The 23483-nt window shown below is 47.8% G+C and carries 23 protein-coding genes and 2 tRNA genes; 13 read left to right on the top strand and 12 right to left on the bottom strand.

Features of this window, described 5'->3' with window-relative positions; translation table 11 throughout:
* From ACOI06_RS13530 to ACOI06_RS13515, 4 genes are all read right to left on the bottom strand, one after another.
* A partial coding sequence (locus tag ACOI06_RS13530; RefSeq protein WP_420663121.1) for a glycerophosphodiester phosphodiesterase family protein occupies positions 1–419 on the bottom strand: 419 nt, incomplete at its 3' end.
* A 381-nt stretch (positions 420–800) separates the two neighbouring features.
* Positions 801–1400, bottom strand: a complete 600-nt coding sequence (locus tag ACOI06_RS13525) for a prepilin peptidase (protein WP_420663119.1) — start codon at positions 1398–1400, stop codon at positions 801–803.
* Positions 1397–2053, bottom strand: a complete 657-nt coding sequence (locus ACOI06_RS13520) for a flavin reductase family protein (RefSeq protein ID WP_420663118.1) — start codon at positions 2051–2053, stop codon at positions 1397–1399. Before ACOI06_RS13520 ends, ACOI06_RS13525 begins: the two co-directional genes overlap by 4 nt.
* A gap of 88 nt (positions 2054–2141) precedes the next feature.
* A complete protein-coding gene (locus ACOI06_RS13515; protein WP_420663117.1) occupies positions 2142–3740 on the bottom strand; it encodes an AAA family ATPase in 1599 nt (532 codons plus the stop codon).
* A 112-nt stretch (positions 3741–3852) separates the two neighbouring features.
* Between ACOI06_RS13515 and ACOI06_RS13510 the strand changes: the two genes are divergently transcribed.
* Positions 3853–4191 (top strand): cupin domain-containing protein, encoded by a 339-nt coding sequence (locus tag ACOI06_RS13510; RefSeq protein ID WP_420663116.1) that lies wholly within the window; start codon positions 3853–3855, stop codon positions 4189–4191.
* 10 nt (positions 4192–4201) lie between these two features.
* Here ACOI06_RS13510 and ACOI06_RS13505 read toward each other — a convergent pair whose 3' ends face one another.
* The gene (locus tag ACOI06_RS13505; RefSeq protein ID WP_420663115.1) at positions 4202–4825 is read right to left on the bottom strand and encodes an SCO family protein; all 624 of its coding nucleotides are present in this window, start codon (positions 4823–4825) and stop codon (positions 4202–4204) included.
* Between the two features lie 231 nt (positions 4826–5056).
* Between ACOI06_RS13505 and ACOI06_RS13500 the strand changes: the two genes are divergently transcribed.
* The 7 genes from ACOI06_RS13500 (at position 5057) to ACOI06_RS13470 (ending at position 12398) form a co-directional block, all read left to right on the top strand.
* Positions 5057–5935: an EamA family transporter gene (locus ACOI06_RS13500; protein ID WP_420663114.1), complete on the top strand. Its 879-nt coding sequence runs from the start codon at positions 5057–5059 to the stop codon at positions 5933–5935.
* A 34-nt stretch (positions 5936–5969) separates the two neighbouring features.
* A complete protein-coding gene (locus tag ACOI06_RS13495; protein ID WP_420663113.1) occupies positions 5970–7496 on the top strand; it encodes an ABC transporter ATP-binding protein in 1527 nt (508 codons plus the stop codon).
* Positions 7480–8577, top strand: a complete 1098-nt coding sequence (locus tag ACOI06_RS13490; RefSeq protein WP_420663112.1) for an ABC transporter permease — start codon at positions 7480–7482, stop codon at positions 8575–8577. The genes ACOI06_RS13495 and ACOI06_RS13490 overlap by 17 nt, the downstream gene beginning before the upstream one ends.
* Positions 8574–9509: an ABC transporter permease gene (locus ACOI06_RS13485; protein WP_420663111.1), complete on the top strand. Its 936-nt coding sequence runs from the start codon at positions 8574–8576 to the stop codon at positions 9507–9509. The genes ACOI06_RS13490 and ACOI06_RS13485 overlap by 4 nt, the downstream gene beginning before the upstream one ends.
* Complete coding sequence (locus tag ACOI06_RS13480) at positions 9506–10594, top strand: BMP family ABC transporter substrate-binding protein (protein ID WP_420663110.1); 1089 nt, start codon at positions 9506–9508, stop codon at positions 10592–10594. The genes ACOI06_RS13485 and ACOI06_RS13480 overlap by 4 nt, the downstream gene beginning before the upstream one ends.
* Positions 10595–10649: 55 nt before the next feature.
* The gene (locus ACOI06_RS13475; RefSeq protein WP_420663109.1) at positions 10650–11138 is read left to right on the top strand and encodes a MaoC family dehydratase; all 489 of its coding nucleotides are present in this window, start codon (positions 10650–10652) and stop codon (positions 11136–11138) included.
* Positions 11139–11201: 63 nt separating this feature from the next.
* A complete protein-coding gene (locus ACOI06_RS13470) occupies positions 11202–12398 on the top strand; it encodes a CaiB/BaiF CoA transferase family protein (protein ID WP_420663125.1) in 1197 nt (398 codons plus the stop codon).
* Positions 12399–12412: 14 nt separating this feature from the next.
* On the opposite strand, the gene ACOI06_RS13465 is transcribed toward ACOI06_RS13470, so the two are convergent.
* Positions 12413–13774, bottom strand: a complete 1362-nt coding sequence (locus tag ACOI06_RS13465; protein WP_420663108.1) for a GGDEF domain-containing protein — start codon at positions 13772–13774, stop codon at positions 12413–12415.
* Positions 13775–13954: 180 nt separating this feature from the next.
* Here ACOI06_RS13465 and ubiM point away from each other — a divergent pair, with 180 nt between their 5' ends.
* Positions 13955–15124 carry a 5-demethoxyubiquinol-8 5-hydroxylase UbiM gene (ubiM, locus tag ACOI06_RS13460; RefSeq protein WP_420663107.1) on the top strand — a complete coding sequence of 390 codons (1170 nt, stop codon included), beginning with the start codon at positions 13955–13957 and terminating at the stop codon, positions 15122–15124.
* A 276-nt stretch (positions 15125–15400) separates the two neighbouring features.
* Positions 15401–15898 (top strand): SixA phosphatase family protein, encoded by a 498-nt coding sequence (locus tag ACOI06_RS13455; RefSeq protein WP_420663106.1) that lies wholly within the window; start codon positions 15401–15403, stop codon positions 15896–15898.
* Here the strand turns inward: ACOI06_RS13455 and ACOI06_RS13450 are convergent.
* Both ACOI06_RS13450 and ACOI06_RS13445 read right to left on the bottom strand, forming a co-directional pair.
* A complete protein-coding gene (locus ACOI06_RS13450; RefSeq protein WP_420663105.1) occupies positions 15895–16392 on the bottom strand; it encodes a copper chaperone PCu(A)C in 498 nt (165 codons plus the stop codon). The genes ACOI06_RS13455 and ACOI06_RS13450 overlap by 4 nt on opposite strands.
* A 261-nt stretch (positions 16393–16653) precedes the next feature.
* Positions 16654–17646 carry an SLAC1 anion channel family protein gene (locus tag ACOI06_RS13445; protein WP_420663104.1) on the bottom strand — a complete coding sequence of 331 codons (993 nt, stop codon included), beginning with the start codon at positions 17644–17646 and terminating at the stop codon, positions 16654–16656.
* 442 nt (positions 17647–18088) lie between these two features.
* Here ACOI06_RS13445 and gdhA point away from each other — a divergent pair, with 442 nt between their 5' ends.
* Entirely contained in the window at positions 18089–19432 is a 1344-nt protein-coding gene (gdhA, locus tag ACOI06_RS13440; protein WP_420663103.1) for an NADP-specific glutamate dehydrogenase, read from the top strand.
* 128 nt (positions 19433–19560) lie between these two features.
* Here gdhA and ACOI06_RS13435 read toward each other — a convergent pair whose 3' ends face one another.
* Together ACOI06_RS13435 and ACOI06_RS13430 are read right to left on the bottom strand one after the other, a co-directional pair.
* Positions 19561–19668: a hypothetical protein gene (locus tag ACOI06_RS13435; RefSeq protein WP_420663124.1), complete on the bottom strand. Its 108-nt coding sequence runs from the start codon at positions 19666–19668 to the stop codon at positions 19561–19563.
* Between the two features lie 729 nt (positions 19669–20397).
* A tRNA-Thr gene (locus ACOI06_RS13430) sits at positions 20398–20473 on the bottom strand.
* 142 nt (positions 20474–20615) lie between these two features.
* Here ACOI06_RS13430 and ACOI06_RS13425 point away from each other — a divergent pair.
* Positions 20616–20691 (top strand) — tRNA-Asn (locus ACOI06_RS13425).
* A gap of 115 nt (positions 20692–20806) precedes the next feature.
* Here the strand turns inward: ACOI06_RS13425 and ACOI06_RS13420 are convergent.
* The gene (locus ACOI06_RS13420; RefSeq protein WP_420663123.1) at positions 20807–20938 is read right to left on the bottom strand and encodes a hypothetical protein; all 132 of its coding nucleotides are present in this window, start codon (positions 20936–20938) and stop codon (positions 20807–20809) included.
* 704 nt (positions 20939–21642) lie between these two features.
* Positions 21643–21771 carry a hypothetical protein gene (locus tag ACOI06_RS13415; protein WP_420663102.1) on the bottom strand — a complete coding sequence of 43 codons (129 nt, stop codon included), beginning with the start codon at positions 21769–21771 and terminating at the stop codon, positions 21643–21645.
* A gap of 518 nt (positions 21772–22289) precedes the next feature.
* On the opposite strand from ACOI06_RS13415, the gene ACOI06_RS13410 reads away from it, so the two are divergent.
* Positions 22290–23456, top strand: a complete 1167-nt coding sequence (locus ACOI06_RS13410; protein WP_420663101.1) for a TAXI family TRAP transporter solute-binding subunit — start codon at positions 22290–22292, stop codon at positions 23454–23456.
* Positions 23457–23483 lie beyond the last annotated feature (27 nt).

The following is a 23483-nucleotide window of genomic DNA, read 5'->3' as shown; positions in this document are numbered from 1 at the left end:
AAGTCAAGGTCAGGTGCAATAAACTGTGCTGTAAATTTTTTTGGTTCATTGATTTTGTCTGAAACAAGAATTGCATCAGGATGTTCTACAAACCACAGATTGAGATCATGCATAGATATTCCTGTGTATTTTCCAAGAATTTTTTGTTTTTTAAACTCTGCTAGAGTTGGTGGTATTGAATCTTCATATCCTGTCTGTGTTCTCCAGAGAATCCAATCGTGTGAGGTAACAAAATGATTGTCTGAGGTTTTAATAAAATCCAACTCGAATAGTCGATAGCCATTTCTATAGCTATGATCTAAAGCCTCAAGTGAATTGGTATATCGATGACCATCTAGCTCGCCTCCAGCATGTGCGATAAATCGAGAGTGATCGCTCTTGTAAGAATTTGCTCTTTCTGTTGCTGTTTCTGGATCCATAGCTACAGCGTAAATGTCTTTTAATTTGTGTTCTCTTAAAATATTTATTGTTTTGAAATATGTTGTTTGAAATAAAAAAATATTCCAACAATTAAATATGCAAAAGCAATCAATATCAAGCGATTTTTTTTAGTCATTGAGTCTTATTGTTGTTTGATTTTTTATAAAAACTATTATTATGTAAGGTTGTCTGTTGTATTGTAAGATGCTTTGTGCAGAGAGAATTAAATTATTTGATAGAGAATAGTATGATAAATATATATTACGTTTCAAAAAATTTTAATGATTCTCTCAGATGAAGCGATTGCAGGATTTTAAAATACTGTAAAAATAACAGACGACAACACCAAAAACGGACCAAACGGGATCGTAGTGCGCTTATCAAGCTTTTTGGCCTTGAGATAAATAAAACCCACCACCGCAGCGCTCAATGCAGCAATGATCAGGATGTGCAGATGAGTGCCATCCTATCCAGGCACCAACGCCAGCCATCAGCTTGACATCCCCAAAACCAACGCCTGTACGGCCTGTGAGTAATAAGAAAATTATCTCAGGTATAAAAAGCATCAAGAAACCTGCTGTCGCACCTAGCAAAGCATCTTGCCACGAGATTGTGTAGCCTGTCAGGCTTAAGCACAAACCGATGATCAAAAGTGGGATCGTGACTTTGTTCGGTAATACCTTAAGACGAAGGTCGATCAGCGCCAACATCGTGAGTGTTGCGATAAAAACCTGCATCAGTCCCAGCGAGATGAGATTGCTGTATTTTTGGGTGATCAGAAAAAGGGCAATGATCAATAAGACGCAAGCGATGACGTTGGCTGCGCGCGAACCTGTTTTAATTTCTCGTTGAGCTTCATAAGGTCGCGCAAGCCGTTCCGCAAAACACAACACCATTGGGCACAAAACAAGACACGCCGCGAGTGTCATCCATAACGCGTGCGGCTGTAGTGTGAAGTTTTCTACTATGCTCAAAGTCATTGTTTGTTGGTTTTTGCCGCTTCAATGAGATCAGGAATTTGAGCATCCGTAAATCTTGGCATCTCAAACGTGCTCTCTGAGGTTTTGATATAGCCGCCGCGCCCATGGATGCGTCCGATGAGATTAAGACCGTCAGTTTGGATGCGTAGCTTCTCTAAATCAATTAGGTCTTCACGGATATGCATACAAAGGATTTCTCCAATCACCAGCTGACGATGATGTCCTAGATCTAGACCAGTACTCAACTTGCACTCAAAACTAACCGGTGACTCTCGAATGTAAGGGGTTTTGATGTGCGTGCTTTGTCCCAATGTCAGGCCAGCAATTTCGATTTCATTGATGTCTGGCGTAAAACTGGCTGCCGTGATGTTCATGGGGTGTGCCATTTCTTCACTGACCAGATTAACGACAAACTCCCCAGTTTCATCAATGTTTTTTGAGGTGTCTTTAGGTAGATTGCTAGGTGCGCCGATTCCCAATACAACCGTGGAGGGTGTTCCACCAAACACGTTAAAGAAACTAAATGGCGCAGCATTCAGGATGCCGTCCGAGCTCATCGAGCTCACTAATGCGATGGGTCTGGGAATAACCGTGTTGACCAAGAGTTTGTAACGTTCTGTTTCTGTCAGGTTTGTAAAGTCGATCTGCGTCATAAGTCGTCCGTCAGTAATAGGTTTTGAAGAGCTTGTCTGAGAGTATAGGAGCTTGTCGCGGTTGACAGGTTTGATGCTGTCAACGGCATCATGCTGTTTTTGTCGTGATGGTCTTTAACCATTTTTCGATGCGGTGATATAGCGCCTCCAGCGTGCTGTCATTGTGTAACTCATAGGTTTCAAATGGCCATTGAATGGGGGCGTCTTGTTGAGTTTTGATTTGCTTGGTTAAAACATCGACGGTAGCTTCGGAAGGGTCAGTTCCGATTTCTAGGCGAGTTTCAATACGGTTTTTCAGTTTGTTCTCTGGGGCTTTACAAATCACAGCATGAGTTTGCCAATGTGACGTCTGGTGTTCTGACTCTACAAAGCGATCAACTTGATGCTGCGCTAAAAACGTTGCATCCACGATGACATGAAATCCATGCTTCAGAAGCATTTGGCTGAGCGTGGCTAGGTGTGCGTACGTTCGATCGGAAGCATCTGGGTGATAACGTTGTTTTGAATCTGTATCGGGAAAGAGGCGTTGCCTTTCGACATCGGCTCGCAACCAGACTGCACCCAATTGCTGGCAGATTTCCTGAGCCGCAGTGGATTTTCCGCTGCCACTTAAGCCTGAAACTAAAATCAGGTGTGGCGTTGTTTGGGTGATGTTTGGTCCACAAGCTAGGTGCCAATAAGCTTCAAACTGCTGTTTTAAGCGTTGTTGCTTTACACGTTCTTGTGAACTGGAGTCATTAGATTGTTTGATCCTTAAAAGGCTCACTTTGGAGCGTACGAGGGCACGGTATCGGACGTAGTATTCCAAATACGCTAAACCAGTGTAGTCGCCTGTAAGCTGTAGATATTGATTCAGGAACACCCAAGCCAAGCGGTGTTCACCGTGGGCGAGTAGATCCATGAATGGAAATGCAATCTCACAAATCAGGTCAATAGCCCGTAAATCATCATCAAACTCGAGTGCATCAAATGCCACAATGCCTTTAGCTGTGCAGGTGATATTGGCTAGATGTAAGTCCCCATGCCCCTCGCGATACCAGCCTTGTGCAATGCGCTCAGGCATTTGTGTTCGTAAGGTCTGCGCCATGCGTTTGTTGAACTCTTCCAACGCTTGTAATTGCACTTGTTTTTGTTCATCGTCCTTGCATAGGGCTTTTAGTTCGTGGACGCTTTCAGCGAACCAATGTGGTGTGGTTTTAACGTGAGCCAATCTGTTGACATCCAGCGGTTCGCGCGCAAGGTGGAACTCAGCAATGTGATGTGCAAATGATGTCGCGTGCTGTTCAGTCAGCATTCCCTGCTGAGCCAAATCACTAAAAAGCTGCCCAGGTGCAAAGCGTTTCATTTTGACGGCCCATTCAATGACGGGTCCATCGCCTTGGATCTCAGGGTTCTCAATAGATCCAGTGATTGGGACAACATCGAGGTAAATCTCAGGTGCTGTACGCTGGTTCAGTGTGACTTCTTTGACGCAATATTTGTGTCGTTTGTCTAGGGTGGAAAAGTCTAAAAACGGCAGTTTGATATTGCGTTTGATTTTGTAGGCATAGGGTCCAGCCAAGATCACTGATGAAATGTGCGTCTGTATGATTTGTACGTTTGGCTCGCACGGCTCTTCAGCAGTCTGACAAACCGTTTCAGACAGATGGTGTGCTAGGTGTTTGACGAGTTGATTGTGTGAATTCAAAATAAACCCTGTGCCTGAAGTTTAGTTAGGATTTGGTGATTCTTCATTATGGCATTACAGGGTGCGATGGTACCGTCAGTTCTGCCTGCAGCACTCGTTTCAAGAGGTCGGTATGAAAGTACAAGGAAATTTGTTTGCTGCGATGGAGACGCCTTGCGGTTTTGAGCGATTTGATGAGCTGTTGCAGCATCAAGGGGTGCGGATAGAACGCATAGTCTCCAATCAGTACAAAGATAATCCCCCGGTTTGGTATGAGCAGGATGGTTCCGAATGGGTGGTTGTGATCAGCGGAAATGCGCAGTTGGAGTTCGAGTCCGGCCGGGTGGATTTAAAGGCGGGTGATTACATGTTGATTGAGGCTGGACAACGTCACAGAGTGGTATCAACTGATGAGGATGAGCCCACTGTCTGGTTGGCGATGCATTGGAATTCGGCTCAAACCTCAGTTTGAACCTGTGTAATTACCGAGTCTGTTTAATTAGCTTGCGCATGTCTTGGGTAAAGGCTTCGGTGTCTTCAGAGTCAGAGGCCAGTAGACGAGCTTTGCCGCGATTATCAAAGATGTAGACCCCTTGACTGTGGGTGACATCATAAAGATCTTCAGGATCGCCCGGATTTGGTTTTTCGATCTGATAAGCCACTCGGTAACGTTTTGCGAGTTTGGCAATGGTTTGCTCATCGCCTGTGAGTCCAATGGCATTGGGATTAAATGCATCGACATAGGCTTGCAAAATGTCAGGTGTGTCTCGATGCGGGTCCACACTGATAAACACAATCCGAACGTTTTGTGCATCATCACCAAGGTTTTCCATCACTTCACTGAGTTGTGCCATGGTTGTCGGACAGATGTCAGGGCAGCTGGCATAGCCAAAGAACACCATTGTGGTTAGACCCGCCAGATCTTTTTCAGTGAGAGTTTTCTGATCAGCAGCCTGCAACTTAAAAGCCAGATCAGGAAGGTGGCCGCTGACATTGTATAGATGCCAATCGGGCGAACGCTCCGAACAAGCCGCAAGCACGACAAACGCACTGAAAGCCAAGATTTTGAAAGATCGAGATAAGAGATGACGGATTTGGCGAAGCATGGGTATGGGCAGTTGAGTTTTGAGAATAAGTAATCAGTGTGAGCTGTTGATGCATGGATGAGTCTGTGCATCAGTTTACGCATCAGCGTCTTGTGCATATTTTATATGCGGTTCTTAAGCGTACCATTGGTCGGATTGCATTCATTGCCATAGTCAGATCCGAGTCAAGGTTGATAAGTTCCGCCATAGGACTAAGGATCGATGGCATCTGTTCCGGTTTCAGGAGGTTGGATGACGTTGTTCACATTGTCGTTGGTTGTGCTCGCTGCGCTGATCCACGCGACTTGGAATCTGTTATCTAAACGTGCGGCGGATGCCGGTCCTGTGTTCGTATTTACGTATGCGGCTGTGGGGTGTGTCGCTTATTTGCCATGGTTGCTTTATCTTTTCTGGTCAGGCCATGGCGTGTTGTCAGGGCAAGCATGGCTGTTTATTGCGATCAGTGGTGTTGTGCATCTGGTCTATAGCTTGTGCTTACAGCGGGGCTATCAAGTTACCGATTTGTCGGTTGTGTATCCGGTGGCCAGAGGGATGGGGCCCGTGTTTTCAACGATCGGGGCCTTTGTCATCTTAGGTGAACCTGTGACCGGTTTTGGTGTGACAGGGCTGATCGCGGTTGTGCTTGGTATCATTCTGATCAGCACGCGCGGACGAATCCGACTGTTTTTTGAACCAAAATCTCAGCTCGGTGTGCGTTGGGGTGGGCTGACTGGGCTTATGATTGCAACTTACACGGTGGTGGATGCGTTTGCTGTCAAGCGATTGGCTGTTCATCCGGTCGTGCTCGATTGGTTTGGTAATTTGTTTCGCATGTTGTTGCTGTTGCCTTTAATATTGCGTGATCCGGCTAAATGTCGTGCACGGATGCGTGGCAAATGGGGCTTGGCCATTGCGGTTGGAGTTTTATCTCCAATGTCCTATATTTTGGTGCTTTGGGCATTGCGATTGGGCTCACCCTTGAGTGTGGTCGCACCCGCACGCGAGATGTCGATGATGTTGGGTGTGATGCTTGGTATGGTCGTGCTGCGAGAGCAAGTTGGGTTTTGGCGCACGTTTGGGTGTGCTTTGGTGATTTTTGGGGTGATTGCGCTCACGCAAGTGAGTGCTTAGTCGAATAAATCGATAGTCGTCGGATAATACAAAGATGGTTCGCTTACGGGTCTCAGGTCTTACGAAGGTTTTCCCTTCGACTGTCGCAAATGAAGACGTCAGTCTAGAGGTTCGTGCGGGCGAAATCCATGCCGTGCTCGGTGAAAACGGTGCCGGTAAATCGACGCTCATGAAAATGATTTACGGTGTGACCGAACCGACTGCAGGTGAAATTATCTGGGAAGGGCAGGTCGTGCAATTAGATAACCCGGCGCAAGCACGTGCGTTGGGAATTGGCATGGTGTTTCAGCATTTCTCTTTGTTTGAAACACTCACCGTTGCACAAAATACCGTCCTCGCACTCGATGGTAATCCAGATACCCAGTGGGTTGCCAATGAAATCTCACGCTTATCTGAACATTACGGTTTGTCGGTTAATCCCCATGATTATGTGCATGATTTGTCTTTGGGTGAGCGCCAACGTGTCGAAATTATCCGCTGCTTACTACAAAACCCCAAACTTCTGATCATGGACGAACCGACGTCTGTTCTGACGCCAGCAGCGGTGCAACAGTTGTTTAAGACATTGCGTCAGATTCGAGATGAAGGCTGTGCAATCCTCTACATCAGTCACAAGCTCGAAGAGATTATGGCCCTGTGCGATACCGCGACCGTTTTGCGTCATGGTCGTGTGAGTGGTCGCTGTCAGCCAGCTGAAGAATCGGCACGGTCGCTGGCCCGAATGATGATTGGTCATGATTTTGAAGCCCCTATACGCACGCAAGTGCCGTCAGGACCTGTCCGTCTGACACTGCGATCGGTCGCACTCGATACGCTTACGATTAAACAACAACACGACGCCACACTGGAGTTGTCTGCCAGACAAGGGCGAGTATTAGGAATTGCAGGTATTTCTGGCAATGGTCAAACCCAGTTGTTGCAGCTCATTAATGGTGAGCAACAGGTGGCGCAAGCGACGATTGAGTTTGATGGACAACGCATTGAACACCTTGGTGTGCAAGCTCGGCGTGACCTGGGAATTGGTTCAGTCCCCGAAGATCGGCAAATGACAGCCGCATTACCGAGTCTGACTCTCGCAGAAAACACACTCCTCACTGCAGGGCGGCGTAAGCATCTTGTGAAACGTGGATTTGTCAGTCGCCGTGCGATGCATGACTTTGCACAAGCCTGTATTGATTTATTTGATGTGAAAGCCTCTGGTCCTCAAGCGCTGGCACGCTCATTGTCGGGTGGTAATCTACAAAAATTTATTCTAGCTCGCGAAATCCTTCAAAACCCTAAACTACTCATTTGTGCACAACCCACTTGGGGCGTTGACGTGGGGGCAGCTGCGCAAATCCGCCAAGCCCTGATAGATCTGGCTAGACAAGGATGCGCGGTCATCGTGTTGTCCGAAGATCTCGATGAATTGTTTGAAATGAGTGATGAGATTTGTGTAATCGCCCAAGGTCGTTTGTCACCTGTGGTGGCCGTCCAGGATACAGATGTCGCTCAACTAGGGGCGTGGATGGGCGGTTCTTGGCCTGATCAGAAAAAGGATGCACATGCGACTGCGGCTTGAACAACGGCCACAAGCCAGCTCAACCTGGCGATGGTTGTCACCGGTTTTAGCGGTTGTACTCACGCTTTTGACGGGTGCGTTGATGTTTGCTCTGCTAGGGCAGGACGTTTTACGCGCGCTGGAAGTGTTTTTAGTGAACCCCATGAAATCCCGTTACGCTTGGAGTGAGCTGCTTTTAAAGGCAACACCCTTGGCTATCTGTGCCGCAGGCCTAGCCATCGGGTTTCGGGCCAATGTGTGGAATATTGGTGCTGAAGGACAATTTATTGTTGGTGCGATTACCGCAACGGTCATTGCCTTGTATGTCGATGCAGGCCATGTGATCACATTGACCCTGATGATGCTGGCGGGTGTGCTGGGTGGGGCTGCATGGGCGGGTATTGCCGCTTGGTTGAAAAATCAATTCAATGCCAATGAGATTCTAGTGTCATTGATGCTGGTGTATGTGGCGAATCTGTTGGCGTCTTGGCTGGTTTTTGGGCCATTGCGCGATCCCATGGGTTTGAATTTTCCACAGACCGTTATGTTTGAAGATTATGCGCTTTTACCCGTGATTCTGACGGGTACACGGCTAAATATGATCTTATGGGTCACCATTGGCGTGCTCATTGCCACGTATATCCTGATGTACCGAACTGAGTTGGGATTCAGAATGCGTTTGGCGGGTGAGTCTGCGCAGGCGGCTCGCTATGCAGGAATTTCAGCGCATCGCATGGTTTGGTTGGGATTGCTGATTGGTGGTGGTTGCGCGGGACTAGCGGGGATGGCTGAAGTAGCTGGACCGATGGGGCAGTTAACGGACCGCATCAGCAATGGATATGGATTTGCCGCCATCATTGTGGCGTTTGTAGGGCGCTTGAGTCCGTTGGGGATTGCGCTCGCCTCTCTGGTGATGGCTTTGTTTTTTATTGGCGGTGAACAATCTCAGCAATATTTGGGTTTGCCTGGATCGATTTCCATGGTGTTCCAAGGTTTGCTGTTGTTTTATCTGTTGGCCTGTGATGTGCTGATTCGTTTCCGTGTGACGGTCGGATCAAAACGTGCTGCACAAGCCACTCGATCTGTGCAGGCGTCCTCATGAATTTGGCCTTGCTTGAATCCATTCTGTTTGCCACGATTGTGGCTGGAACACCGCTTTTACTCGTGGCGTTGGGTGAGCTCGTGGCAGAGAAGTCCGGCATGCTCAACCTCGGGGCTGAAGGGATGATGTCGGTTGGCGCAGTCGCTGCGTTTGTGGTGGCGCATGAGTTTGGTTCGACGGGTGCGGGTTTAGTCGCAGGGATGCTGGCAGGTGTTTTGTTGAGCACGATTTTTGCTTTCATCACCATTCATTTGCTCGCTAATCAAGTGGCGACAGGTTTGGCAGTCGCAATATTTGGGGTGGGGCTGGCGGCCTTTCTAGGAAAACCTTTCGAAGCCAAAGTGTTGGCCACCATTGCGCCCAGTGCGATTCCTTGGTTGTCTGATTTACCACTACTGGGTAAAGGGCTGTTTCGACAGCAATGGTTGGTTTATGTGAGCTGGATGCTTTTGTTTGCGGTGATGTGGTTCTTAAGCCGCACCCGTGCCGGCCTTGCATTGAAAGCGGTAGGTGAATCCCCCCAGTCGGCCCATGCGGTTGGATTGAATGTGTTTTTGATTCGCTATTGCGCTGTCCTCTTTGGAGGCGCGATGGCCGGTTTAGGTGGCGCCTTTGTTTCAGTCTTTCACACGCCTATGTGGGCCGAAGGCATGATTGCAGGTCGAGGCTGGATTGCGCTTGCACTTGTGGTGTTTGCGACTTGGCGGGCTGGACGGGTATTGCTGGGCGCTTATTTGTTTGGTGGCGTGATGATTTCGCAGATGTTTTTGCAGTCTTCGAGTCTGTCGATTGCGATTCCAGCGCAATGGCTGTCGGCTTCACCCTATCTCGCCACGATTGTGGTGCTGGTTTTGATTTCCAGAAATGTCAAAATGATTCGTCTTAATTCGCCTGCGTCTTTGGGCAAACCTTTTATCAAGGAAAATTCATGATTAAAAAAAATACACTGTTGCGCGGTGCTTTGGCTGCGCTGACTGTCTCGATGGTGGCTTTTAATGCACCTGCGTTAGCCGATGATCCCCTTAAGGTCGGGTTTGTCTATGTCAGTCCGATCGGTGATGCCGGCTGGACGTATCAACATGACTTGGGTCGTCTGGAAATGCTGGACAATCTGGGCGATAAAGTGACGACCACGTTTGTTGAAAGCGTGCCCGAAGGGGCTGATGCTGAGCGCGTGATTCGTGAAATGGCCAGTAGCGGTCACGATCTAATCTTTGCAACCAGTTTTGGGTACATGAACTTTGTGGAGCGTGTCGCCAAGCAATTCCCAAATGTGAAATTTATGCATGCCACGGGTTTCAAAGAAGGTGCTAACTTTAAAAATTACAACGCCCGTTTTTATGAAGGCCGTTATCTGAATGGCATGATCGCGGGTGAAATGACCAAATCAGATATCTTAGGTTATGTCGCCGCTTTTCCGATTCCTGAAGTGCTGCAGGGTATTAATGCCTTTACGCTGGGTGCTTTGAGCGTCAACCCCGATGTGCAAGTGCGTGTGATCTGGGTGAACAGTTGGTACGATCCGGGCAAAGAGCGCGAAGCCGCACAAGCATTGGTGGCACAAGGTGCTGATGTGATTACCCATCACACAGACTCCACAGCCGTGGTGCAAGCGGCTCAAGATAGCGGTGTTTATGCGATGTCTTACCACTCCGATATGTCTAAATACGGTCCTGATGCACAGCTGTCAGGTACGACCCATCACTGGGGACCTTATTACACGAAGCTGATTGAACGGGAATTGGCCAAAGAGGGCATGACCGAATCGATCTGGGGTGGGTTCCAAGAAGGTTTTGTGGAACTGGCACCGATCAATCCATTAGTTCCTCAAGTCATGCAGGATAAAGTGGCAGAGGTGACTGAAAAATTGCGTGCAGGCACATTCCATCCCTTTACAGGTCCAATGGTCGATCAAGATGGCAAGGAGATTCTCAAGCCGGGACAAGTGATGACGGACGACGAAATGGCCAAAATGAACTTTTATGTTAAGGGTGTGCACTCAAAACTGCCGCGGTGATCCATACTACACGGTCTCATGTTCATTTTTGATTTAAACAGGAGCTGTGAAAACTATGTCTGGAACGACGCCTGCGCATCCGTTGCATACTATGCACACCGAACGTTACTTTGAAGACTTCGAAATCGGGGAGGTGTTTAATAACCCTTCCCGAACCATGACGGATGCGATGTTTGCCGCATTTCAACTGGCCAGTGGCGACAATCACCCCATTCATTATGACGTTGAGTACTGCCGTGCCCGAGGTATGCCCCACATGCTCGCACACGGTTATCAGGTTGCGATTCAGACAGCAGCCGGTGCGGGTGTTTTTCCGCATCTGGTCAACGAGTCTTTGATGGCGTTTCTTGAACAAAGCAGTCGTTTTCTGAAACCCGTGTTTGTGGGCGATACGCTCTACAGCAGCTTGACTGTGAGTGAAATGATCCCGGGTCGCACAACGGGTGTGCTTGTGATGAAAGCCAGTGTGAAGAATCAACGTGGTGAAGAGGTGATGGATGGTGAGCATCGTTATCTTCTAAGAAAACGTCCTGCCGATGCTTAACGTGACCGGATTCATTCCTAGCACTTAGAACAGATTAAAACTAGATGGAGACTCCCTGGCATGATGAAGCCTCTGAAAGGTATTCGTGTAATTGATTTAAGTAAGGTGTTGGCTGGCCCATTGTGTGCTCAGTATTTGGGTGATATGGGTGCAGAAATCATCAAAATTGAGCCACCCGGTATAGGTGATGATACGCGCGCCTGGCTGCCTAAGACAGAGGGTGAATCAGCTACCTTCATGTCAGTGAATCACAATAAGCGTAGTCTTGCATTGGATCTCAAATCGCCTAAAGGGCAGGCTGTTTTACATCGTCTGGTCAAAGATGCCGATGTGGTGATTCAAGGCTTTGGTACTGGGACTGCGCAACGCCTGAATGTAGATTATGAAACTCTGAAAGCGATTAATCCACGCATCGTCTATTGCGAGATTTCTGGTTACGGCCGAGATGGTCCGCTGGGCAAAGAGCCTGGTTATGATGTCATGTTGCAAGCGTTTGGCGGCTTGGTCAGCACGATTGGCCAATTGAATGGCGAGTATTCACGCGTGAGCTTTTCTCCCGTTGATCTGGGAACTGGAATGCATGCCAGTGCAGGGATTTGCGCCGCCTTACTGCATCAGCAGAGAACGGGTGAGGGCGTGTATGTTGAAGTGTCCCTGTTAGATACAGCGGTGGGCTATATGGTTTATATGGCGCACAATTACTGGTCTTCAGGCAAAGTGCCTAAGCCCATGGGAACCGGCCATCCGTCATTGTGTCCTTACAAAATGTTTCAGACAGCTGATGGACACGTCATGCTGGGTGTGGCTAATGATCGAGCTTGGCGTAAGTTCTGTGATGTGGCAGGTATGCAGGCATTTGTCGATGATCCGAAGTTTGCGACCAATGCGGACCGTGTGACTAATTTTGATGAGACCAATACGCTAGTGGCTCAATATATGTTGCACAAGACCACCGATGAGTGGATTACACAGTTGCGCGATCTGGGTGTGCCGGTGGCACCGATTCACACGCTTGACCAGACCTTATCGAACGAGCAGGTTTTAGCAAGAGATGTGGTGACAACCAGCCACCACCCGACTGTTGGAACTTTAAATCACGTAAGCTATCCCGTCACCTTTAATCATCAGAAACGTGGTCCGGAACTGGTGCCCCCATTGCTTGGGCAGCATTCCCGAGAAATCTTGCTTGAGCGCGGATTTTCAGCGACAGAAGTCGCTGACTTGTTACAGGAAGGCGTGGTGGAGCAAGGAGCGCATTGATAAAGCGCGTGCAATCAGAGCGTGATGAGCTGATTGCGTCCGTTTTGTTTAGCTTGATAGAGCGCACGGTCAGACTGGCGCAGTAAACGCTGGTAGTCAGGGTGACCGTCGTATGTGCTTAAGCCAATGCTTACTGTGATGCTCAGTACTTTACGGTTGGGAAGCAAGAAAGTCTCGTTTCGTAAAGCGGTTAGTAGCCTTTGCATCCCAATCGTGGCCTGGGGCAGGTTGGCATCCGCCATCAAGATCAGAAACTCTTCACCACCCATTCTGAAAATAAAGTCGCCACCACGACATTGCTTTTGTAAAAATTGGGAAAAAGCCACGAGCAACAAATCACCCGTTTCATGGCCATGCTCATCGTTGATTTGTTTGAAGTGATCGATGTCGATGGATGCCAGTGAAAAAGACTTGTTTTCCTTGCGTGACAATTCAACTTCTCGGGTCAAAATTGAAGTTAAAAACCGTCGGTTTAATAAGCCGGTCAGCACGTCTTTGCCTGATTCGATTTCCATACTCTTATTAAAGAGGCTCGAGAGTTGTGTTTGCATGTTCAGCGCCATCGTTCGGATGCGATGGATGTTTGAGGAGCGCTCGGTTAGGGGAAGATCGGGATCTGCCAGAAGGGGTAAGCACTCCTCATCGATTTCGGTCAAAGCCTCGTTGATGAATTGTGTCTCATTTAAACCATCAAAAGCATGACGGGCTTTATGTCGGAACCAAAGCCCAAACTCAGATTTTTGAATCGCAGGTAAACGTTTGACATCCTGTGCAATGGCAGCCTCAAACATGAACTGACTTTCCCAGTCCAGTAAAGCTGCACGCTGTCGTTCACGCTCTGTGGCTAGATTTTCCGTCAGTGAGAATAATCGGTAGGCTTCGCTGCTACGCGCTTTTTCACTGACAGACGTGGTGTAAGCCGCGCTCATGGCCTCCATAGACAAGTCAATGAGCCCATTAAAGACTTTTAGGCAGTTAAAGCGTTCTTGCACGCTGAGATCGCCGGCAAAGACGTGTTGAGCAAAGGTTTGTTTCAGTAAGCGTGCCCCTTTAAGGACTAAGCCGACAGAAACATTCATTCTGGCGTGAATATCACCGATTTTGATTTGTTCGTCATAAATTTCATGAAGGCGATCCCGGGCTGCTGGGTCGCACATTTTGATGACCCAGTTTTGCATCGAATGATGCAGGTGACTATGTACTTTCGTGTGGTTCAGGAACTCATGCGCAACGGGGTCTTGCATCAGGGTGTCGTAAAAAGCGCTTGCTAGATCATTGGCATGCATTTTTACCAAGTGATAGAGCGTATCAAGATCAGATTTTTCAACACTGTCAGAGATCTGGAGCCAGTCTCTGGCAAATGATTGTGCAGTCATATATGTCCTGTATGCAACGAAAGGGGGGTCTTTGTTTGAAGGCAGTGTACTGGCGTAAATCAGAGGAGACAAGTGAAAAGCCAGAATAACCGGGTTCTGTTGGGATAAATCAATGTGAATTGATAACAAGCCCCATAGAATGGATGTCTGTGAGAATTTGCTTAAGCAGGAAATTTGACGATGCAAACGGATGTAACCATTATCGGGGCAGGTCCGACAGGACTTTGCCTGGCCAGTGCTTTGGCAAAAGCCGGGATGCGAGTCGTGCTTCTGGAGCGTCAGTCACGCGATGCGCTGGAGTCACCGCAGTTTGATGGTCGTGAAATCGCGCTGACTCACGAATCGGTGCGGTTGTTAAAAGAGTGGGGTGTGTGGTCTCGAATCTCTGAAACTGAAATCTCAGATTTGCGCCACGCACAGGTGTTGGATGGTCACAATCCCCAGGACGGGATGCAAGTCAGTGCAGCCTTGAGAAAAAAGTCCCAGCTTGGATGGTTGGTCCCCAACTATCTGATTCGTCAGGCCGCTTACGAACAAATACAGGATCATCCCAAGATTGATTTGCTCGATCAAGTGGCCATCAAAGCCGTTCGTAGTGATTCAAAAATGGCTGAGGTGGAGTTAAGTGATGGACAAATTATCCGTAGCACCTTATTGGTTGCTGCGGATAGTCGCTTTTCTGAGACGCGACGGGCGATGGGGATATCCACCCAGATGTTTGATTATGGCAAAAGTATGATGGTGTTTCGTGTCGAGCACGAAGTGGCGCACGATCATGTCGCCTGGGAATGGTTTGGCTATGGACAGACCCGCGCATTGCTACCGATGAATGGTCAAGTGGCTTCTGTCGTTTTGACCTTGCCGCATGAACAACTCAAGGTATTAGAAGCTTTAGATGAGGCAGCGTTTAATCAGGACATCAGCCAGCGCTATGAGTTCAGGCTGGGTCAGATGACGCGGATTAGTGAACGGTTTACTTATCCCTTGGTTGGGACGTATGCAAGCCGTTTTCATGCGCAGCGTTTTGCGTTGATCGGCGATGCGGCTGTTGGCATGCACCCGGTGACTGCGCATGGGTTTAACTTGGGTGTTTTGAGCATTAAGCATTTAAGGGAGGGTGTGATTGACGCTTGGGGTCGAGGACACGACATTGGATCTGAACAAATACTGGCAAATTACACCCGTGCGCACCGACGACAGAGCCTGCCTTTATATGCGGCAACGAATTTGGTGGTGGGTTTATATACCAAAGACCACCAGCCAGCTCGATTGCTTAGGAAAGCGGTGTTGGGTGCTGCTGAACGTATCACGCCTTTTAAGCGATTTGTTGCATCGCAATTGACTGGTTAATCACTAAAAAACCATAATGCCAGCCGCTTGAGCGCAGAGAAATTTACAGCACTTTTAGGACTTGACTGTCAGTCTTGGTGATAAATACAGCTTGGTACAGGGATTTGACCATTTTCCACCACCGAGCTCTTTGGGAACTTGTGATGTGAATCTGGAATAAGTAAGTCGGAACTCAACCAATTTCGGGTGGCAGTCGGGGTCGATACCGTTTGATACAGTGACATGTTTTCTGTCTAGCGCGTATGATAGGGTTGATATTATGACAGGACAAAATTAATGAAAAATCTGTGGTTGATTCGGCATGGCCATGCGTTGAACTTTACCTCGACCGCACACGATCAGGATCGGCTGTTGAGTGAAGAGGGGGTGAATGAAGTTAGCGCGTTAAAGCGATTTTTGGCGCAACGCAATGTGGTACCCGATTTAATCAAGAGCAGCTCGGCAGCACGGACTGTGTCCACGGCTCGTATTCTTGCAGGTCTGACTGAATATGGCGAGAAATCTATACAGGTTTTACCAGAATTGTATCTGGCGAGTACGCAGGCATTGTGGGCGGTTATTTCGCAGACAGACGATGCGGTTCAGACATTGGTGATCGTTGCACACAACCCAGGTTTAGAAGACCTAGTGACTCAATGTGCTGGACGGTTAGTCGGTCTAGGCACGAGTGCAGCGGTCCATCTAACTTTTGATGTGGACTCCTGGCTGGGGGTGACTTCTGAAACCCTACAGCAGATTGATGTAATGGATCCGCTGCAGGTTGCCAAGTCTTAGTGACCTTTGTCGTGGTGATGGATGTGTTCTGATTGACCGCGTACTGGGTTGTGCGTAGCGGCCTTCACTTCAAAGTTAACGATGACGGGTGACTGATTGGTGAACTCTAACGTCAATGGGATGTTTTCGCCGGCCACAAACGGTTTATTCAAACCCACGAACATAATGTGATAGCCACCGGGTTCCAATTTGACTTCGCCATTGGCGGGTACCGGGATATCTTGAACCTGACGCATTTTAGCGACCCCGTCCTCACGCAGAATCGTATGCAACTCGACACGCTTTGCACGATCACTTTGTACGGCTTTAAGCTCTGTCGCCTGACCGCTAGGATTCGTGATGGTGACGTAACCGGCACCATGCTTTTGACCGGGTACAGACGCCCGAATCCAAGGGTCGTTAAATGTCAGTGTGTTTGTTTGGGCAAAGGCTGTGCTCGCTGTAACACTCATCAAAAATGAGATGGCAATAGCCTGTCGAAAACCAAATTTCATGAGAAAGTGCTCCTGTAATGAGTGTCTTAATGCCTTCATTGTAGTCAGTCTAGCTTTGAAAGGATGCAAACTGCGTAGCCAAAAATTTTACATAAGTCCGCCCCGCCGGGTGCTGGTTCATAAAATAACCAAATCAAAATCAGTATGCTTAGCAATGCAGCTAAAACAATCCAGCAGGCTCGCGTACAGAGTGGTTTGGGGCCTACTGGATCGTGTGTTGCCTCATTCGATGATTTTCGATTAGCTGCCATGTTGAATCTTTTACATGGGTGGCTCGGGCACAAACAGGCGGCCACGAGCCATCATCAGAATGGATTTAATCAATAACCATAAAACGAGTAGCGACAGAATGGCCAGTAAGCTAACGGCTAATACGGCCAAGCCCGGATTGTGATTGATGCTCACCATCCTGAAACAAGCTAAGGTCAATGCAGCAGTCGGGAAGGCATAAGCCCAGGCGGATAAAAAGAAGGGCAAACGGATGAAACGGTGCAGGCTGGAGATCAGAATTAAGCCGAGAAATAAACTGATGCCAAACAGAATCTGAGACAGCGTGCCTATTTGTTGGTTTTCTAGGCTTGTAAGCGCAATAAATCCAACTGCAGGTGGTGCTAGAAGGATGAAAAGTGTAGGTAATAAGCGATCCGGCAACGGTGGCTCAAAAAACAACCGACTTGTGATCAGAACGAGTAAGACCATCCAGAAAACCAAACCGATACTAAAAAAGAACCAGCTGGTTTCGGGATAGCCCAGAGGGACGCCCGCGATTGGAATCAAAATATTCCCCACGACTGGGATAAACCAAGCGGGGTTTAGATGAGGACGCTTGTAGTGGTGCTGATGCATCCAGCTATAAAAGGTTGCCATGGTGGCCACAAGCATTGTGATCGAACCTGCAAACCAGAGTAGTCGTGCGAGCTCAGGTCTGGGCTCTAGCCAAAGCTGCGAGAGCAAGATGATGCTGATGGGGATGGTCGCGAAAAAGCTAATTTTGACGGGATGTTGTAATTCTTGCGAAATGGATTTCGGATAACGAATCGCTTTGATAAAGTACGTCACCAACAAGATTAAGAAAAGGGCAGAGGTGAATAAACGCAGTGTACAAGCCGTCTCGTTTGCGCCAATGACATGGGCGCTTGCAATATGCTGCCATCCGAGCGACAAGCCCGCAAAACCCATGACGGATGCAAATGTATTAATCGGAAAGTGTTCCAGCGACTGTCGCTGGTCTGGTGCTGAACGATTAGTTTGCATAAAAAACTCTTTGAATCGAAAGTGTTATTCTGGTTGTCATCAAATGTTCAGTATAGACGATAATCATTATATTATATAAATAAACATAACGATTGTTTAAATTAATCTAGAAATGATGTGAACAGTCTGTGTGCGTAGTGTTCGTGTTGCAGACAAACATTTTTTTACAAAAAATGGTTTTTTTATTTCAAAACGAAGGCCGATTGTGTAAAAATTTATGCGATGACAATGCGCCGCTTTAACGGGTTGCCATTTGGTTGGTCGTAGGCCTATCGCCGATTATTTCTGGACACAAAGACGTTCAGCCGATTCAGGATGGGAATGGCGATTGTCTTGTATTTAACAGATAGCTCAACCCAAAAGGAGGTCGCGAGAAACGGATCACGCAAGGCGTGGTGTGCTATCCCACCTCATTTCCGTGAGGTTTCTCGCTTAAGATTTAATGAAATATAGTTCTTGTCAGGATTTCATAGAGGCTGTGGCGCAACGTAATCCCCATCAGCCAGAATTTATCCAGGCTGTGACCGAAGTTGTCGAAAGCTTATGGCCGTTCATTGAACAAAACCCGCAGTATGCTGAAAACTCTTTACTTGAGCGTTTAGTAGAACCCGAACGTGTTGTGATGTTTCGGGTTGCGTGGGTCGATGACAATAATGAGGTTCAAGTCAATCGCGGTTATCGGGTTCAGCATAACTCTGCGATTGGTCCCTATAAGGGCGGCTTACGATTCCATCCTTCTGTGAATTTGTCCATCCTCAAGTTCCTAGGGTTTGAGCAAACATTCAAGAATGCATTGACGACCCTACCCATGGGCGGTGGTAAAGGCGGCTCTGATTTTGATCCGAAAGGCAAAAGTCAGGGCGAAGTGATGCGTTTCTGCCAGGCATTTATGACGGAGCTCTATCGTCATGTAGGTTCATCAACCGACGTACCCGCTGGTGATATTGGAGTGGGTGGGCGAGAAATTGGCTTTCTGAGCGGTATGTATAAAAAACTCAGTAATCGGTCTGATTGCGTTTTTACGGGTAAGGGCTTGAGCTTTGGTGGTTCTTTGATTCGACCCGAAGCGACGGGTTATGGAGTGGTCTACTTTGCTCAGGAAATGCTCAAGCAACGCGGGTTGTCGTTGGAGGGTTTGCGAGTTGGCGTATCTGGATCAGGCAATGTCGCACAATACGCCATAGAAAAAGTTCTGGCACTTGGTGGGCAGGTTGTGACGGTCTCAGATTCTAGTGGGACAGTCATCGATGATGAAGGCTTTAGTTTAGAGAAACTTGAAGTTCTGATGAGCATCAAGAACAATGACTATGGTCGTGTCAGTGATTACGCACAAAAAGTAGGTGCCCGATTTGAAGTGGGCAGTCGACCATGGCATGTCCCCATGGACGTTGCTTTACCTTGTGCAACACAAAATGAGCTCGATGTCGATGATGCCAAGATGCTGATTCAAAATGGTGTTCTGTGTGTGGCAGAAGGGGCCAATATGCCCACATCCATTCAGGCCGTGCACGCTTTTGAAGAAGCCGATGTTTTATTTGCACCTGGTAAAGCCAGTAATGCGGGCGGTGTCGCGACCTCGGGGCTTGAGATGAGTCAGAATTCATTACGTATGTCTTGGACGCGCGAAGAAGTTGATGCACGTCTCTTTAAGATCATGACGTGTATCCATGACGTTTGCTTGAGTTATGGGCGCGATAAAAATGGCAAAATCAGTTATGTTGATGGTGCCAACATTGCCGGATTCGTGAAGGTTGCGGATGCTATGAATGCGCAAGGTGTGATTTGATACAGAAACACCGCCCGCGCCCACTTTGCATTCTTGTTAGAAAGTTATGTGTAGGCAGCATGCAGCGTCAGATGATTTTGGCGCTGCGTCCCTCAGGCACTTAAAAACACCATGATTCATGGGTTTGCTTACTTTGACGTGGCTTTCAATTCCGTAATTAGAGTGTGGCCTTGCTCAGTGAGGTGATATTGCTGTAAGCGGCTGTTGGGTTTGTCAGGTACCGTCATTGCCAGAATTTGCTCACCCAGTCAATAACGGATTTGGCGATGTAAGGCGTCTGAAATGGATTTGCGCCCAAGCAGATGTGTAAGCTCAGTTTTTCCCGCAACTGAGTCGGCAAGGATCAATGCCACTCTAGCCGCAAGACTTGGCTCTAGTTCCGACTCGAGCTCGATATTAGTGATCTGATCTGACTGCGACGTGGGCTTCTCCAAGAGCCTTGTGAGTCGTCTGTCCTCGGATCAACGTGTTTGATGAGCGTTGCTTGGACGGTATTGACGCCTTTCTAATCGTCGATGCCATGTTCTCTTGAAGTCCCGCGATTGCGATCGTGTCGTGCAGCGAGCGGTACTGAATGTTTCTGGGGTCCGTCATGACGGATATCGGGAGATATTAAGCATCTGCATTGGCAACACGGTGAGCTACGTGATGAGCTCCACAGCAGTGTCGCAAGCATCACTGCTGTGGTCTGAATAAAATCATGATATCAGTGGCTTGAGCGCAGAGGAATTTACAGCACTATTGGGACTTGACTTATTGGCAATAGACTGGTCATTTATTGCCAGTCGCGGCGAACAACAACACGCTGAAGAGGCTTCTCATAGTTCATCCTCGGCACAATTTGTGGGGAGTTTTGATTCTAAACCGGGATATCGAGGGGGTTTTTGTGGCCTATGTGCTTTCTAAGCGATAGTTTTTCTAAGCGATAGGCAAAAGAACACTCTAACCTATTGATTAGATGAGGCTGGTGCCGATGAGAGGAGTCGAACCCCCGACCTTCGCATTACGAATGCGCTGCTCTACCAACTGAGCTACATCGGCATAGGCGTGAATCTTAACAGAAAAAATAAAACCGTGGTTTGTATGGAACATTCTGACCTTGCAATCGGAGAAAGGTGTTGCTTGTTATCGACGAATTTGCATAAATCTTTTTTCTTTGTTAATATTCTTTTTTCACATCCGGTCCCCAATAGCTCAGTCGGTAGAGCGCCGGACTGTTAATCCGTAGGTCGCTGGTTCGAGCCCAGCTTGGGGAGCCAAAATACACTGTGAAATCAAGAAGATAAGCCACTCTAGCCAGTGGCTTTTTCTTTTCTAACTCTTGCTGTGACCTAAACGTGACAACATTTGCGTATTCAGCCAGATGGTCTGCATTCAGGTGAGCATGCTTCCTAACCATTCCAAGCTTCTCCCACCTAACTCCTTCAGAACAAACAGTGGTGTGCCAGACTGCACATGCCATGATGCCCATGTATGACGAAGATCGTGGAATGTGAAATCTTTGATTCCTGCTTTATCAATCGCTGAGTTGAAATCGAGTCGGTCTATTTGCGAGATTTTCTTCCCGCTAAATCCTCAGGAGAATATTAGGGTTTCGTGTGAGCCTTGACGACTTTTGATGACGTCAAGTGCGTCGTTGTTGAGGGGGACGGCTCTGGCATTCTTGGATTTTGCAATGTCGTGACTCAACCACGCAAGACGCCGTCTAAGATCGACTTTATCTCACGTGAGTGAGAATATCTCGTTGGATCGACATCCTGTTGCAAGCGCGAAACGGCAAGCATCATGTACCCACGGCAGTTTGATTGAGCGTAGTAGCGCATCAGCCTAGTTGTGAGTGATCCGGTGAACTCGTATATCAGGCTCTGTTGCTGCTGACAGCCGAGGTGCGGAATCTATCCATCCCGATTCTTGTGCGATCGATAGAATTCTTCTGATGCTTGCTAGATAATGATTTCTGGTTGCAGGCGCGAGCTTGATTGTTGGCCTGTCGTCATACGTTCAGTATGTTGGCAGGTTTCCGATAATGTCATCTTTTGTTAAAGAGTAGATTGAATGTCCTGCAAATACAGTACATCAATATTTAACGTGCCTGACTTTTGTTGCGAGGTCGCGTTGATGTTCGCTTGCTTGAAGAAATGCTATGCGGGCTTGTTCAAATAGGCGTTTAGGCTTATCTCTGGTTTAGTGCATGCGCCATAATTCAGCTTTTAGCCTGTCGTGGTACGCTTGCGACCGCTTGCGGTCGACTGTGCCAGTAGGTCGTCTAATTTTTTACCGACTGGTGATGTGATATCGACCCACCACAAGGAAGATTCTTTATGTTTGCGGATTGACATATATTCTCCTGTTCCCACAGCAATAATCAGATTAGATTGTTGTGCGGTTTTGCAAGGTCGGCAAGTGTTGATGGCCAGACACGCCACCCCCAAGATCCTGTCGTAACTCCAGACTAGATTGTTGGCTTAAGTGAAGGGCACCGATCTCTAAATCTCACAATTTCCTTTGGTTGCTTTGCGTCCATTTGACGTCAGATGTTTGATGCTGATCGAATTCTGAGCCGTCTTGGGCTGTTTGTCGTGGCATTCGCCTTTACATAGGTAGGATCGATAAGTCCTGATTTGGATCAGACGCAGATCATTCAAGCCTTCCTTGAACGGGTAATTACTAATGTTTCAGACTCGTTCTCTGTGGACTAATAGGGTGCACTTGTAATAAAAACCTGTTCCGAATGGGGTAAACCCTGTAAGAAAATCTTTCTTCCTATTCGCTACACTGCATAGGTTGATCGCTTGTCACGATAAAAGATAAATGCCGTGGTTCGCGATCCGTATATAAATGTAACAAGGAGACATGAATGAAATTGCAATTGAAGCTTTTAGGCGTCGCTGTATCAGCCGCACTCTGCAGCCCAATGGCGTTGGCGCAAGACAACTCACTCGATTTGCCAGCCACACTGGCATGGAGTGCTTACGATGTGGGCTCTGGTGGTTATAACCAGGCTGTCGCAATTGGTAATGCATTCAAACAAAAGTACGGCATCAACCTACGGATTTTGCCTGGTAAGAATGACGTTTCCAGAACTTTGCCATTGCGCGAAGGTAAGGTGACTTTCTCTGCGAATGGTGTTGGCGGTAGCTACATGGCCCAAGAAGGGATTTATGATTTCGGCCAAAGCCAATGGGGTCCACAGCCAGTTCGTGCGCTGTTGTTGAACAACTCCGATCAAGCGTTGACAACCGTGGTTGCTGGAGACTTGGGTATTAAAACTCCAGCTGACCTGAAAGGTAAGCGGATTGCCTGGGTGATTGGATCACCCGCATTGAACCAAAACATTACAGCCAACTTGGCGTTTGCTGGTCTGACTTGGGATGATGTGCAAAAAGTCGAGTTCGGTGGGTTTGGTGCCGCGATGGACGGTGTGATTAACGGACAAGCCGATGCTGCGTTCTCATCATCCATTTCTGGTAAGGCTTACGCATTGGCTAAATCACCTCGTGGCATTGCCTATCCAGTCTTTGACCCGAATGATAAAGAAGGCTGGGCACGAATGACGGCATTAGCACCATTCTATTTCCCTGTGAGTGCGACTGATGGTGCAGATCTGAGTGCCGATACACCCGCTCAATCAACTGCTTATCCATATCCAATTTTGATGACGTATGACACGCAAAATACAGAGTTGGTTAAAAAAGTGACGCAAGCAATGATTGATACGTTCGATCTTTATAAAGACTCTGCGCCAGGCAATACAGGCTGGGCGATGGATCGTCAGAAATTCAGCTGGGCTATGCCATACCACGATGGTGCCATCGAAGTCTTTAAAGAGATGGGACTCTGGAGTGATGAAGATCAGGCCAACAATGATCAGTTGGTGAAGCGTCAAGAAGTCTTGGCAAAAGCCTGGCAAGACGTGAAAAGCCGCAAACATGACAGTGAAGAAGCTTTCGAGAAAGACTGGATGAAAACGCGTGGGGAAGCGTTAAAAGCAGCAGGCATGGATCCTGTGATGATGTCTTGGTAATTTTGATTATTCATTACTAACACTGTA

The organism is Orrella sp. 11846, from assembly GCF_048820935.1.
In the GTDB taxonomy this organism is placed as follows: domain Bacteria; phylum Pseudomonadota; class Gammaproteobacteria; order Burkholderiales; family Burkholderiaceae_B; genus Algicoccus.
Note: the sequence above shows the minus strand (reverse complement) of the source record. Positions and strands in the feature narration are given on the sequence as shown.